This window comes from Undibacterium sp. Xuan67W, assembly GCF_049340165.1.
GTDB lineage: Bacteria > Pseudomonadota > Gammaproteobacteria > Burkholderiales > Burkholderiaceae_D > Undibacterium.
This window is the reverse complement of sequence record NZ_JBMPPN010000024.1, coordinates 49,059-62,942: the sequence shown is the minus strand read 5'-3', so window position 1 is coordinate 62,942 and position 13,884 is coordinate 49,059. Positions and strand designations below refer to the sequence as shown.

14 protein-coding genes and 1 pseudogene are annotated in these 13,884 nt (G+C 46.6%); 14 read left to right on the top strand and 1 reads right to left on the bottom strand.

The window, feature by feature from the left end; genetic code table 11:
- The 5 genes from ACO0LE_RS17635 to ACO0LE_RS17615 all read left to right on the top strand — a co-directional run.
- A partial coding sequence (locus tag ACO0LE_RS17635; protein ID WP_422961654.1) for an IS3 family transposase occupies positions 1 to 95 on the top strand: 95 nt, incomplete at its 5' end.
- Between the two features lie 323 nt (positions 96 to 418).
- The gene (locus tag ACO0LE_RS17630; protein ID WP_422961652.1) at positions 419 to 814 is read left to right on the top strand and encodes a hypothetical protein; all 396 of its coding nucleotides are present in this window, start codon (positions 419 to 421) and stop codon (positions 812 to 814) included.
- Between the two features lie 91 nt (positions 815 to 905).
- A complete protein-coding gene (locus ACO0LE_RS17625) occupies positions 906 to 1,283 on the top strand; it encodes a hypothetical protein (protein WP_422961651.1) in 378 nt (125 codons plus the stop codon).
- A 129-nt stretch (positions 1,284 to 1,412) separates the two neighbouring features.
- A complete protein-coding gene (locus ACO0LE_RS17620) occupies positions 1,413 to 1,913 on the top strand; it encodes a hypothetical protein (protein WP_422961650.1) in 501 nt (166 codons plus the stop codon).
- A gap of 236 nt (positions 1,914 to 2,149) precedes the next feature.
- Positions 2,150 to 3,721 carry an amidohydrolase family protein gene (locus ACO0LE_RS17615; protein WP_422961649.1) on the top strand — a complete coding sequence of 524 codons (1,572 nt, stop codon included), beginning with the start codon at positions 2,150 to 2,152 and terminating at the stop codon, positions 3,719 to 3,721.
- Positions 3,722 to 4,709: 988 nt separating this feature from the next.
- On the opposite strand, the pseudogene ACO0LE_RS17610 reads toward ACO0LE_RS17615, so the two are convergent.
- Positions 4,710 to 4,894 (bottom strand): annotated as a pseudogene (locus tag ACO0LE_RS17610) (IS3 family transposase); the annotation flags it as partial.
- A gap of 384 nt (positions 4,895 to 5,278) precedes the next feature.
- Between ACO0LE_RS17610 and recA the strand changes: the two are divergent.
- The 9 genes from recA (at position 5,279) to tfpZ (ending at position 13,251) form a co-directional block, all read left to right on the top strand.
- Complete coding sequence (gene recA, locus ACO0LE_RS17605) at positions 5,279 to 6,313, top strand: recombinase RecA (protein ID WP_422961648.1); 1,035 nt, start codon at positions 5,279 to 5,281, stop codon at positions 6,311 to 6,313.
- Positions 6,314 to 6,454: 141 nt separating this feature from the next.
- Positions 6,455 to 6,928, top strand: a complete 474-nt coding sequence (gene recX / locus ACO0LE_RS17600) for a recombination regulator RecX (protein WP_422961647.1) — start codon at positions 6,455 to 6,457, stop codon at positions 6,926 to 6,928.
- A gap of 230 nt (positions 6,929 to 7,158) precedes the next feature.
- Entirely contained in the window at positions 7,159 to 7,749 is a 591-nt protein-coding gene (locus ACO0LE_RS17595) for a DUF2889 domain-containing protein (RefSeq protein WP_422961646.1), read from the top strand.
- 41 nt (positions 7,750 to 7,790) lie between these two features.
- Complete coding sequence (sucC, locus tag ACO0LE_RS17590) at positions 7,791 to 8,975, top strand: ADP-forming succinate--CoA ligase subunit beta (RefSeq protein WP_422961653.1); 1,185 nt, start codon at positions 7,791 to 7,793, stop codon at positions 8,973 to 8,975.
- A gap of 18 nt (positions 8,976 to 8,993) precedes the next feature.
- A complete protein-coding gene (gene sucD / locus ACO0LE_RS17585) occupies positions 8,994 to 9,875 on the top strand; it encodes a succinate--CoA ligase subunit alpha (RefSeq protein WP_186947208.1) in 882 nt (293 codons plus the stop codon).
- A 412-nt stretch (positions 9,876 to 10,287) separates the two neighbouring features.
- On the top strand, positions 10,288 to 11,094 hold the full coding sequence (locus ACO0LE_RS17580; RefSeq protein WP_422961645.1) for a Stp1/IreP family PP2C-type Ser/Thr phosphatase: 807 nt from the start codon (positions 10,288 to 10,290) through the stop codon (positions 11,092 to 11,094).
- 39 nt (positions 11,095 to 11,133) lie between these two features.
- Entirely contained in the window at positions 11,134 to 11,727 is a 594-nt protein-coding gene (locus ACO0LE_RS17575) for an FHA domain-containing protein (RefSeq protein WP_422961644.1), read from the top strand.
- A gap of 218 nt (positions 11,728 to 11,945) precedes the next feature.
- On the top strand, positions 11,946 to 12,431 hold the full coding sequence (locus tag ACO0LE_RS17570; RefSeq protein ID WP_422961643.1) for a pilin: 486 nt from the start codon (positions 11,946 to 11,948) through the stop codon (positions 12,429 to 12,431).
- 85 nt (positions 12,432 to 12,516) lie between these two features.
- Positions 12,517 to 13,251, top strand: a complete 735-nt coding sequence (gene tfpZ / locus ACO0LE_RS17565) for a TfpX/TfpZ family type IV pilin accessory protein (protein ID WP_422961642.1) — start codon at positions 12,517 to 12,519, stop codon at positions 13,249 to 13,251.
- Positions 13,252 to 13,884: the final 633 nt, after the last annotated feature.

The following is a 13,884-nucleotide window of genomic DNA, read 5'->3' as shown; positions in this document are numbered from 1 at the left end:
ATTACATCGAAGTGTTCTACAATCGCAAACGGCGACATAGTCATTTGAATCAGATGAGTCCCCTAGCTTTCGAGCAACAACAATTTGGAAGTTAAGAGTTGTCTACGAAATTAGGGGAAGTCCAGAGACATTTGTCGAGTTGTTTTGGAATAACTACCTATTTCACGAACGAAGGTAGTTATGGTGCTAGGTATTTCATATTTGCATTCGATGAAAATTGTATTGAATCAGATTTTGATCTAACAGATCCATCAAAATACACTGAGGTCATATCGGAATGATATTGCTTGAAAATTCGTATAACACAACATTCGAAAATGACGCGCGAACAAGCGCATTCTTTAATTTTAATGAATGGCGCGCGCGCCTTTCAATTTGGCGTTAAACATCTTTCGGAGTAAAAAATTTGTCTGTCGAAATGAATAAAGAGAAGTGGTCAAATTCGAGCAAGCGATCATTTGCTTATAGTCAATCAACAGATACGCAATACGAGGATTTTGGATATTTTTGCGTGAAGTGTAAATGCCATTGCGTCTTTTCTGCAGAAGATCAGAAAATTGAGTACGAGGAAAATCAGCGATTCATTTGGCACAAAAAAACACTTTGCGCTAACTGTCAGCTTCAGATTGACGCGTTACGCGAAAAGGATAGGCAGTTTCAAAAGCGTTGGACAATGAACAGAAAGATTTTAAAAACTGATCGCCAGTTTTTATGTGACTGGCTTGCGATATTGGAAGACATTCCAACGTACGGAAAGAAGTCGCACAGTGATTTGATTGCCACTCTCCGAAAACTATCATATGGCTTTGTTTAACATGACTTTCGAAAATGACGCGCGATTAAGCGCTTTTTTAATATTTACTGATCGGCGCGCGCGCCTTTCAAATCGGCGTTAAACCTTACTTATGATTGACTGGCAAATTATCGTTGAAGGAAAATTTCCTTCGGGTTGGGACGAACATAAAGACGGCTGCTGGTTTCCTGACTTCGACACGCAGCGGTATGTGCTTCCATACTTTGACGTAGGTGATCAACCGATCGACGAATTTGGCTCGACGAGTTTTGATTCGGAAACGATGAAACGCCTCTGTACTCATCTCGAATGGCAGCGTGGTTATCTCGAAGCAAAAGGAGAAACATGGGTAATAACCGAGACTTGTGACGGGCAAACCGAATCGTACGAATTCCAACGAGATGTCGTCCTTGAGGTTATTGATAAAACCATTTCGATGGTTAAGATCGCTATTGAATTGAACGGCCAGCTGGTGTTTAGGGGCGACTAAATGAACCTTGAAGCGAACTTGGGAGTCGTGAGGTTTAACATGGAATTCGTGCCAGACGCGCAAATTTGCATTTCGCACTTTCTCATTAGCCAGTGCGCGCGCCGCACAATTCAACGTTAGACATCACTAATGAACTCACCTACTGCCTACCATCAACTTGGCCGATTCATAGTCACATTCCAACACCTTGAAGATACGGTTAATAATTTACTTGTTTTGTTATCAGATACCGACTGTAGCGTCGTACGAATCCTCGCGAACGATCTAGAGTATGGTAAACGACTTAATACCGCCGACGTATTGTTTGCCTACTTTGTTGATTTGCGAGCCAATATAGGGGACGATGCTAAAGTGGAGTTTCACAAACTTATGGTGGAGCTTCGTGAGTTAGGAGAGCGCCGTAACGACTTGGTTCACTCAAGATACAACCCTTGGATAAACGTTCATGGAAAAGAGGGGCTGCTACGTACCAACTCTAAACTTCGTGGGAAGAAAGGCGAACGTGAAGAAGTCGAAGAGGAACTTCAACCCGAGGCTTTCAATATCGATATTCAGCGGCTCAATGAAGCCGCGATTGTGCTTGAGAAATTCCGTCTACAAATCATTGACTGGTTGTATCCAGAGTTATGATGTCTAACATGACTTTCTAAAATGACGCGCGAATAAGCGCTTTCATAAAATTTGCTGATTGGCGCGCGCGCCTTTCAAATCAGCGTTAGGCGTCATCAAATTCGCACAGCGTGCCGCACAGACCCAAGCGCCGATCTAAAGGCAGTGGCGCAAGTTTTCCTATAATCAGCCCTAAATTTGCAGATGTGCATTCTAGATTCTTTTGTGACCTGCGTCGTCAGACAGGATTAATTACTTTGAGCCATATAAAAATCAGCACTCCTTTGTTTTGTCAAAGGCAAATCAGGATCGTTTTTCGCCGCCTAATCGCGGAAGCCTTCGTTCTATTTCTGGCGATTTTTAATCTACCGGTAGTGGCGTCAGACCTAAGGATAGCAAGTTCTGCAAGTATGCCAAATGAGGCTGCAAATGGATCGCCGCTCGCAATTGAGGGCGTCACCATTCTTCCGATGACAAGCGCAGCTACCGTCCTGCGCGATATGACTGTGATTCTTCGCAGTGGGCGTATTGAAATAATTGGACCTACTGGCAAAACCAATATTCCAAATGGCATTCAACGCATCAGCGGTGCAGGCAAGTGGCTGTTGCCTTCTCTGACAGACATGCACACGCATCCCGAAAACGACCGCCTAGCTCGCCTTCTGCTTGGATCTGAAAACGTACCCAACGGCACAGTACGTACCGAAGACATTTTCTTGCCGTATGTAGCCAATGGCGTGCTGCAGATCGTCAATATGTCTGCGATGTCCGAATCCATCGGGCAGCGCATCGAAATCGAAAGCGGCAGGGTGCTAGGTCCGCATATGGCACTGGCTGCGATGATTGACGGTGAACGCCCTATGTTGCCGGTAGGATTATCACGCTCTGCATCTACGCCGTCAGACGGCCGCCAAGTAGTCCGTGACATAAAGGCCGACGGCTACGATTTCGTGAAGGCCTATAGTAACCTCGATGCGCCAACTTTCGTCGCCATTGTTGACGAGGCGCGCAAGCAGGGCATGCGGGTGTTTGGGCACCTTCCCCGCAAGAAGACCGACCTTAGCAAACCGTGGCTAGACGCGAGCTTGTCGATGGTCGTACACGCTGAAGAATTTGCTTTCCAAGCCAAGGATGTTGCAGATGCAGAGGCCAAGATTCCGGAATTCGTCGCGCTCGCCAAGGCAAGTGGCGTATGGCTGACTACCACCCTGACCACAGACGAACGCATCTTGCAGCAAATGCGAGAGCCCGCCTTCATTAGAAAAATGCCAGAACTCCGTTTTCTGCATCCGCTCACACGCATCATGTGGGTGGATCGTAATGGATACGTAAACTCACCACCTGCGCGACTGGCCCTAGTCGAGGCAATCACTGTGTTTAACCGAAAACTCGTGAAAGCATTCGTTGACGCGAACATTCCTGTGGTCCCGGGCACGGATGCATTCCTGCCGGGCGTGGCGCCAGGCTACTCTTTGCACGATGAGTTCGAGGCGCTGGTCAGGGCGGGGCTCACGCCGCAGCAGATCCTCTTCGCCGATACGCGGCTGGCTAGCGAGTTTCTCGGCTTTGGTGCCGATCGTGGCACCGTTGAGGTTGGTAAACGGGCGAACCTCGTACTCCTCGACGCCGACCCTTTCGATAATATTTCAAATACACGCCGAATCGCGGCGGTAATTTCAAATGGTCGCTATTATTCGAGCGCTGCACTAAACAAGCTGATGGAATCGATGGCCGCGCGCTACGCGGCCATGCCTCTACTCAATCCCGGTGGAAGCGCTAAACCGGCCGTCGGTGGGCTCGATCATCCTTTCGAAAACGATACCCATTGATCGCGCAGGCTACCAAACCAACGAGATGGCGCCTCTCAAGAAACACACGCTAAGTAGTTGAAAAACAAAGACATTTTTTTGAAGAGGCGGCGGCGCACCTTCACTTGGCGCCTCGCATCCAGTGTTTCATTCGCCCGATTCGCGGGTGGGGTTTACCCGCAATGACGCCTAACCCCTCGCTCAAGCGGAGCGCCAACGGCATGTCACGCTGGCCATCAAGCGCTGGGCCTGCGGCCCATTTTGCGCTTTCTGTCCAGCGCGCCATGCCGTTGTCGCCAGCTTAGCTCGAACGTTAGCCACCATGATTCTGCGTCTTCTGCTCATAATCGTTGTACTCTCAATTCATGGTTACTCGTTCGCGAGCGATTCCACGGCTTCTAGAGGAGACTCAGCTAATAACCATTAATGAGAAAGGCATTGTCGAGGTCAATGAGGATGTCCACAAGTAAACGACATTTAACATGGCATTCGAGGTTGAAGCCGTGAAATTGTTTTTTTGCGAATTGGCCGCATCTTGCGGCGCATCTCAATTTGGCGTTAATACAAACAACTTCTTGGCTTGCTATCCAGCGAACTGACTGTCTGCTGTTCAAAAATCCAATGACGGCTATGGGCACAGAGCGAGCAGTCATTTTTAAGCAGCTGCCAGTCAATTGTTAAATTTTTCTTGTCGTTATCACTTGTACCTCAGTGGCAGCTATGCCGAACGCAGTCAGACATGAAGAAAAAAGGGCTATTTCAGCGCCACCCTGAAAGCAGCCGCAGATCGGATTTTTGTCGACCGTCGCGTTTAGGCAAAGTTCGAACAGTCGCAGCAAGACATCAATGGCGGTAATCCACTTTTAACTGCTAGGCACTATCCGGTCAAAATAAATCATTTCTTTGCCAATCGATGGCCTATTTGTTATGTAAATGGGTGGCACTTTTGGATGAAAAAGTACGGCATCTTTGAGTTGAAAATCAATGGCTGATTTGATGCAAATACTCATGTGAGCCACTTCTCGTTTGGTGCTACAGCATGGAAATCACGATTGATGATGTTTCCCGGGCTGGAGTTATTTCGCCGACATAGGATCGATATCTACGTCGTTTAGGTCTGGCAACATAGGGGCCGTCTTGCTTCATCAGGCGCTGAGCAACCTTCTCCGAGACGAATACCTTTTGTCGATTCAAATTGATGGCTCTATGGCAACCGAAGCAGAGTGTGCTGCTGTGATGAGCCAACCCAAGAGGGGGACATTCGGTGAAAAAGATTAAAGAGTTAATCAAATTATTCAGTTACGGGGTGGACTCCATCTAAGCCTCCCAAGGGTTCAGAGTTAGATGAATAAAATTCAGAGTTAAGTGAATTTCGACAATATGGACGCAACTCGCGCGGATCATGGTTACTATGTTGGTTTGAAGAATTTAAAAAACATGCTTGCATAAATCACTGATTTTTTATACAGTATAGTCAGATTAAATAAAAACGAGAATTTGACTGTTCTCTGTTAGTAAAATTAGGTAACCGACAATTAAGCGTAACAATAACCAAGCGCACTATTTCCGAAAGAAATCATGGACGACAAAAAATCCGATTCCAGCTCTGACAAAAGCAAAGCATTGGCTGCCGCTCTGGCGCAGATTGAAAAGCAATTTGGTAAAGGCTCCGTTATGCGGATGGCCGATGGTGAGGTCGTAGAAGAGGTTCAGGTTGTATCGACAGGGTCTTTGGGTCTGGACGTTGCTCTCGGTGTCGGTGGTCTGCCACGTGGTCGCGTTGTTGAAATCTACGGACCTGAATCCTCAGGCAAAACAACCCTGACGCTGCAAGCGATTGCAGAGATGCAAAAGTTAGGCGGTACTTGTGCGTTCATCGATGCAGAACATGCGCTTGACGTGGGTTATGCACAAAAGCTGGGTGTGAATTTGTCAGAACTGTTGATTTCTCAGCCTGATACAGGCGAGCAGGCTCTGGAAATTACGGATGCCCTGGTTCGTTCCGGCAGCGTCGATCTTGTCGTTATCGACTCCGTCGCGGCATTGACGCCACGCGCTGAGATTGAAGGCGATATGGGTGACTCGCTTCCTGGTTTGCAGGCACGTCTGATGTCGCAGGCTCTGCGTAAATTGACTGGTAGCATTAAGCGCACCAATACCTTGGTTATTTTTATTAACCAGATCCGTATGAAGATCGGTGTGATGTTTGGTAGTCCGGAGACAACTACTGGTGGTAACGCACTGAAATTTTATGCGTCGGTTCGCCTTGATATTCGTCGTACCGGCTCAATCAAGTCGGGCGATGAAGTCATCGGTAACGAAACAAAAGTGAAAGTAGTGAAAAACAAGGTGGCGCCACCATTCAGGGAGGCGCATTTCGACATCATGTATGGCGAAGGAACCTCACGTGAAGGCGAGATCCTGGATTTGGCCGCAGAAGCCAAGATCATTGAGAAGGCGGGTGCCTGGTACAGCTATAACGGCGAGCGCATTGGTCAGGGTAAAGACAATGCCCGGACTTATTTGAAAGAGCGCCCAGAATTGTCACGCGAAATTGAAAATAAAGTTCGCGCGCATTTGAATGTGCCTTTATTGCCACCTGTCGCCGAGTAAGTGAGACGCAGTATTTAGTTGGGTTCGCCGGTGTTGTTCGTCATGCGCGGCTAATTTCATCCACACTTTGTGATATCTCCATTGAACGCCGGATCCACTCTTAAAGAATGTGCCGGCGTTTTTTATTGAGCTTATGACTTTATGCCTAGACCACAAATCAGCTTAAAAGCACGCGCTCTCCGGTACTTATCTATGCGTGAACATAGCCGTATCGAGCTGGCCCGTAAGCTGCAGCGTTATGCCCAAGATGGGGATGATGTGTCAGCTTTATTGGATGTGTTGGAGGCGGCTAAGTATTTGTCTGCTGAACGCTTCTCTGATTCTCTGGTGAACCGGCGGATTACTCGCTTTGGTAATCAGCGTATTTTGGCTGAATTACAAAGTCATCAGATGGACAGTCAGGAAATATCTCGTATCAAAGCTGAGATAAGCCTTACGGAGTCCGGTCGGGCGATAGAAGTATTGCACAGAAAATTTCCGTGTAAAGCTGCGGATCATATAGAGAGGGCGAAGCAAGCCCGGTTTTTGCAACAACGCGGATTTTCACAAAAGGCAATTCAATTTGCGATGAGAGCGCCCAGAGAGGATGACTGGGATGGCGAAGAACTAAGCTAAGTAAAAACATGTCGAAAACATGATCAAATTAGCCACATATATGTAGCTTGATGATACAAATAATTCTTGAATTTGGAGAGTAAATACCTCGCTAAATGAAGATTGCTTGAGCACTTGTGCTACACTTCTGTGGTTTTTTGCAGGGCCGCAGGAGCGGCTGTTATCGTAGAAGCTGCGGTAACGACACGCAATTGTGGCTCTTTATTCTGAAATAGCCGCCAGCAGGCATTATGCCCTTACCATCAACAACTATCGGACGTGCGCTGAAGCATACGCGCTCAATCCAGATCGACGCGTTCGCTCGTGACGACGGATTGTGGGATATCGACGCCCACATCACCGATACCAAAACTCGTGACATCAAACTTGCTTCAGGCATTCGGCCTGTTGGAACTGCTCTGCACGATCTTAGTCTGCGCATCACTATCGATACGAATTTAACGATTGTTGATGCCGTGGCTGTTTCAGATGCTGTTCCTTATCCCGGCTTTTGCAACACAATTGGTCCTGATTACAAGAAATTGATCGGACTCAATTTGTTTCGACAATTTCGCCAGGGCGTCAAAGAGCGATTGTCCGGCATTCACGGATGTACTCATATTACAGAGCTGGCACAAATTCTGCCGACTGCAGCGGTGCAGGCATTTGCTGGCGATGTGATTGATACCAGAGATGGCGCCAGCGCGTCAGAGCAAACACAACAACCGTTTCAACTTAATCGTTGCCATGCGCTGCGCCTGGATGGGCCAGCGGTTGCGCAGTATTACCCGCGTTGGTCGACAGCTTTTAGTTTGCCGTCCGACGCAAAATCATCCAGCTAGTTCGTTTTTGTTGTTTTACTTATTAACTAATACCTCAGTGTCTGAAGGGAAGTCGTATGAAAATCCATGAGTATCAGGGTAAAGAAATTCTCCGCAAATTTGGAGTAACTGTACCGCGCGGTATCCCATGTTTAACCGTTGATGAAGCAGTAAAAGCGGCTGAAACTTTGGGTGGCCCGGTTTGGGTCGTAAAAGCGCAAATCCACGCAGGTGGTCGCGGTAAAGGTGGCGGCGTTAAAGTTGCTAAATCTCTGGAGCAAGTACGCGAATACGCAGATGCGATTCTTGGCATGCAACTGGTCACGCACCAGACTAGCCCTGAAGGTCAAAAGGTTCGTCGCCTGTTGATCGAAGAAGGTGCGGACATCAAAAAAGAACTGTATGTCAGTATGGTCACTGACCGTATCAGCCAGCGCGTCGTTTTGATGGCCTCCAGCGAAGGCGGTATGGATATTGAAGAAGTGGCAGAAAAACATCCAGAACTGATCCACAACCTGGCAATCGACCCGACCAACGGTCTGCAAGATGCTGAAGCTGACGACATTTCCCGTAAAATCGGTGTGCCTGAAGGCTCTATCGCTGACGCACGCGTGCAGTTGCAAGGTTTGTACAAAGCTTTCATGGAAACCGACTGCTCCTTGGCCGAGATCAATCCTTTGATCCTGACTGGCTCCGGCAAAGTGATCGCACTTGATGCGAAATTTAACTTCGACGCGAATGCATTGTTCCGTCAGCCAGAAATCGTCGCTTACCGCGATCTGGATGAAGAAGATCCAGCTGAAATCGAAGCGTCCAAATTTGACCTGGCTTACATCTCCCTCGACGGCAATATCGGCTGTCTGGTAAATGGTGCTGGTCTGGCGATGGCAACGATGGATACCATCAAACTGTTCGGCGGCGAACCAGCCAACTTCCTCGACGTAGGTGGTGGCGCGACAGCAGAAAAAGTGACTGAAGCCTTCAAGATTATGTTGAAAAACCCAGGTCTGAAAGCTATCTTGGTCAACATTTTCGGCGGCATCATGCGTTGTGACGTGATCGCTGAAGGCGTGATCACTGCGTCCAAGGCAGTTTCCCTGCAAGTACCACTGGTTGTGCGTATGAAAGGTACCAACGAAGACATCGGCAAGAAGATGCTGGCTGACTCTGGCCTGCCTATCATCGCGGCTGACACGATGGAAGAAGCAGCACAGAAGGTTGTTGCCGCTGCTGCAGCTCACGCTTAATTACCGCAAGGAATCACTATGTCCATCCTGATTAATAAAGACACTAAAGTCATCACCCAAGGCATCACTGGCAAAACTGGCCAGTTCCATACCCGCATGTGCCGCGATTATGCAAACGGTAAAAACTGTTTCGTCGCTGGCGTGAACCCGAAAAAAGCTGGCGAAGATTTCGAAGGCATTCCAATTTTTGCTAACGTATCTGAAGCTAAAGCGGCTACTGGCGCGACAGTTTCCGTGATCTATGTTCCACCAGCAGGCGCAGCAGCTGCCATCTGGGAAGCGGTTGAAGCGGACCTGGATCTGGCAATTTGTATTACCGAAGGCATCCCTGTCCGTGACATGATGATGTTGAAAGACCGCATGGCAAAGTCAGGCAGCAAAACAAAATTGCTCGGCCCTAACTGCCCAGGTCTGATTACACCAGACGAAATCAAGATCGGCATCATGCCAGGTCATATCCATCGTAAAGGTCGTATCGGCGTGGTTTCCCGTTCCGGTACACTGACTTATGAAGCAGTAGGTCAATTGACAGCACTGGGTCTCGGTCAATCTTCTGCGGTTGGTATTGGTGGTGATCCTATCAATGGTCTGAAACACATCGACATCATGAAGATGTTCAATGATGATCCAGATACTGATGCTGTCATCATGATCGGTGAAATCGGTGGCCCTGATGAAGCGAATGCTTCTTACTGGGTACGTGACAACATGAAGAAACCTGTTGTTGGCTTCATCGCCGGTGTGACTGCGCCTCCGGGCAAGCGCATGGGCCATGCTGGCGCGCTGATCTCTGGTGGTGCCGATACGGCACAAGCCAAGCTCGACATCATGGAAGAGTGCGGCATCAAGGCCACTAAAAATCCGTCAGAAATGGCGCGTTTGCTGAAAGCCATGCTGTAATTTTTTTACAGTCTGAAAAAAGGGGAGCGTTGCTCCCCTTTTTTTATGACAACATGATCGATAAATATTTATAAGTAGGTAAGTCCTGATTGATGGAACTAGTAGTTGATAGCAATACTCTATAAACGGATTGGTAAAGTTGCATCTGATCCTTGAATTTTTAACGATGTGGTCATGGAAGGCTGATGCAGCTTTGTCACGATAGTTTTTATAAAAACATCAAAAAATAGACTGCGATTAAGCTCCGATAGCAATTGATGATATCGGTAATGTTGGAAATTACTTATCTTTACGCAACAATTCCTCTGGTTGGTGTTAAGCTTAGTCACACGGGCTTACTGACTGCATTTTCAGTTTTCATAAATGCCAATGACCTTTAACGCATAGCCTGAACTTAACTACTTTTATATCCATGTCATTTCAACGCGTATTAGAGTTTGCAGGTCTCTCAGATACCGGACTGGTACGTGCGCACAATGAAGATGCTATAGAAATATGTGCAGAAGCGGATTTCGCAATACTGGCTGATGGCATGGGGGGCTACAATGCCGGTGAAGTCGCCAGTAAAATGACTGTTGACAGTATTCGGCAACAGCTACTTCGTAAAAAATCTTCGACATTTTCCTCTCTGTTTGGACATAAAACATCGATCGCTATGCGATGGATTAAAGATGCTATTGATCTAGCAAATAATCAGGTCTGGGGTGCAGCACAGGAGAGCGCCGAGCTCATCGGCATGGGAACCACGGTTGTTGTTGCATTTTGCCATTACGACAAATTATTGGTTGCACATGTCGGTGATTCCCGGGTCTATCAATATAGATCTGACAAGTTACGACAGATCACTCATGATCATTCCGTATTGCAAGCGCAAATTGATGCCGGATTAATCAGTGAAGAGAATGCGCAGTATTCACCAATCAAAAATCTCATTACTAGAGCTGTCGGCGCACAAAACGATGTGGAAGTAGAAATTCACGAGCATCCAATGGAGGTGGGCGACATTTACCTTCTATGCTCTGATGGATTGACCGATATGCTCAATCATGATCAAATTCTCCATCTGATAAGGCAGCATACCGATAATTTGAAACTATGCTGCCAAGTCCTAATTGATAGCGCAAACGACCAGGGCGGTCGCGACAATATTTCAGTGATTTTGATGAGGATTTCTAAGCTGGGATCGCAATCGCTAAAAAATTATATCTTGTCAAAATAGATCAATCACCGTGGTCAAGTTTTTTTAAAAGAGAGCACTATGGCGAAAATCGTCGTCACTTTCAATGGTCTGGTTCAAAAAGAAATCAGTATCCTCAAACCCCGACTAACAATCGGACGACGCCCTACGAACGACATTCCTATTGATCATTTAACTGTCAGCGGTCAGCACGCGGTAATCGACACCACATCAACAGGATCATTCGTACTCGATCTGGGCAGCACCAACGGCACCATGGTTAACGGGCAGCCTATCAAAAAACACTTGTTACAAAATGACGATGTAATTGATATTGGTAAGTATAAATTAAGATACGAACTTGACCCAGAGCAGCAGACTGGCACCAGAGGTGCTCAGGGAATTGTCAATCATACTATTGCTAGCATCAAAGTCTTAAATGGCGCAAATTCAGGGAAAGAATTGAGGTTAACTAAATCTGTAACAACGATAGGTAGCCCTGCCGTGCAAGTAGTGGCAATTACCAGGCAAAATGAATTATTTTTTATTTCTCAAGTGGATGGTGCCACACAATCTAAATTAAATGATCAATTTATTGATGGTCGCATGCATAGCTTGAATGCGGGTGATGTGATTGATTTGGCTGGAACAAAAATGCAATTTACTATCGGTTAGTGAAAAACCGTACCAATTATTTATGCAGACGACGTCGCATTTGACAAATTTTTGTAGGTCACAGTGACAAAAAATGTCAAATCTCTTATGCGGAGATATTTTTTTGTACGTATTTAAAGGAATTTCTCCTTAAGGACGTAAGTAAAGGGTGTTGGCACGGTCATTGCATAGGTTGTTGCGTGGTATAAATTTTTTTGAACATTCCAAGGGGAAAAATAATGAAATCCGTACAAATTCTTAAAAAAGCAAAGCAAGGTTTTACATTGATCGAATTGATGATCGTTGTTGCGATTATCGGTATCTTGGCAGCGGTCGCTTTGCCACAGTACTCTAACTATACATCGCGTACTAAAGCTGCTGGCGCAATGGCGGAGTTGGATTCTTTGAAAACATCGATGTCTGAATGCTACCAATCAAATGGTGCTTGGACTAACTGCACTACTGCAGGTACTAATGGTATTCCAGTTGTTGCAACATCCAAGTTCATTGTTAATGCAGCTCCAACAATTTCTGGTACTGGCGTAATCACTGTTGCTTCTACTGGCGCTACTTCAACAGGTGGTACTGCTTTGGGCGCAATCTTGACCCCAGGCGGCTCGACTGCAGGCGTGATTAATTCTACTGATGCAAATATCATTTTCTACAACACAGGCACTCTTTGCGATCCGATTCGTGGATTGAAAACTGGCCAAGGTGGTTGCTAATACTTTTTAAGTATAAAAACAACCCGCTGCGGCGGGTTGTTTTTATTGAGGCATCTTTTTTTGAAAATTGATTTATTGATTAATCATGAACGTGTCTAGATTTCGCGCTAGCGGCCTACATTTTTTGATCAGTTTTATCGTTGGCTTTTTGCTGCTAGCCTTATGTTGGTTTGTGTGGTACCCAGCGCCAATGTTGATGACTATTGGTGGCCATGAAATTTTTTTGTTGGTTGTAGGTATTGATGTGATTGTTGGGCCATTGCTTACGTTGGTTGTTTTTAAAACTGGTAAAAAAGGTATGATGTTTGATCTTGTCATCATCGCCATGTTACAGATCGGTGCGATGACATATGGCGTTGGTACGCTTCTAGAAGGGCGCCCGGTCTATCTGGCAGCGCTTGGTAATAAATTTCAAGTTATTCAGGCAAGTGAACTGACGGATGGCAACCTGGCTAAAGCCAAGATGCCATTGCCATGGTGGGGCCCCCGGTTAGTTGGTACCAAGGCGCCAACGGACAAACACGATATTTCAATGGTTGATTCTATGGCTTCGGTTGGTGGGGGGCGTGGTCACATGCCTCATCTGCACATACCCTATGAGTCAATGACGGCTGAGATTTTGAAGAATGCATCGTCCATTGAAAAACTCAAACAACAGAATCCTACCAAAGGTGCTGAAATAGACGCATGGCTTAAAGAGCGCGGTTACAGCGATACAACAGCTATGTACCAGCCTGTCAGAATCAGCACTTCTATGCTGGCAATCATTGTTGACGCCAAGTCGGCAGCAGTGATCGGAATTGCAAATTTTAATCCCTGAAGGCGAATCGTTAAATGCCGCTCCATGGGCATTGCTAATATCTTCTCTTCGTCTAAGGTTGGCTTTGTTTTGCTTCACGATGAGATTTAGCAAAATTTTTCCGGCAAGGTGTAGCGTAAAAATTTACTGTTTGAGTGCGCCCGGGAGCGACAACATAACTGGTGGGCGTAAGTTCTGGATGAAAATGGTTTTGTTTTTGAGTCAATACTAATATATCCTTCCCGCTCAGTTCGCTGGAGCTGCCAAAACAGCTGGCATGTCCTAAAAAAGTCGACACATTTAAAGAATGATTCAATAATGCATAAAGTCACAGACGATTCAAAGCGTGCCGTATGGCTGTTTGGTATTTGCGCCAGTTCCCTCTTACTGACTGCAGCACTTGGCTTGAATCCGTGGCTTGGACAAGACATTATTAGCGCAATATATACAATGTCCGCAAAGAAGTTATTTGTCGTTTTTGCTGGATGGGCTGGAGTCTTGGTAATACTGTTTTGGGGCGGGCGCCCCACCCGTCTGGCGCAATGGATAGTTTTTTTGTCTTGGCCGGTAGTGGCAGCCCTGTCTTGGTTGGTGTTTGATCCTGTGCTTCATATTACCTGGGAAAACGATCCCGCCAGATATTCTGGGACGATG